Raw genomic sequence first — 340 nt, 5'->3', positions numbered from 1 at the left:
TTTTAACACCAGCAGTATCAGTAACGCCAGGAGCAAACGTTCCGTTATTGGATATCGCAACAGGAATTGTAAGTGTTCCAGCACAAACACCAGCAGGAACTTATACCATAGAATATCAAATTTGTGAGCTATTAAATCCTTCGAATTGTGATACTGCAATTGTAACAGTTGTTGTTGAAGCAGCGGTTATTGTTGCTGACAACGATGACACAAGTGCTACTCCAGTAAATGGATTAGATGGTAATACAAATCTTGTGAATGCTTATACTAACGATACCTTAAATGGAGTTGCAGTAGTTGTAAGTGAAATTACCGGAACTATTTTAACACCAGCAGTATC

General features: G+C 37.9%; 1 pseudogene. It reads left to right on the top strand.

Annotated features, from left to right (window positions below):
- Nucleotides 1-340, top strand: a pseudogene (locus ACFSX9_RS09820) (hypothetical protein); the annotation flags it as partial.

This window comes from Flavobacterium ardleyense (assembly GCF_042686085.1).
Taxonomy (GTDB): domain Bacteria; phylum Bacteroidota; class Bacteroidia; order Flavobacteriales; family Flavobacteriaceae; genus Flavobacterium; species Flavobacterium ardleyense.
The sequence above is the reverse complement of the archived record's forward strand: the minus strand, read 5'-3'. Positions and strand labels throughout refer to the sequence as shown.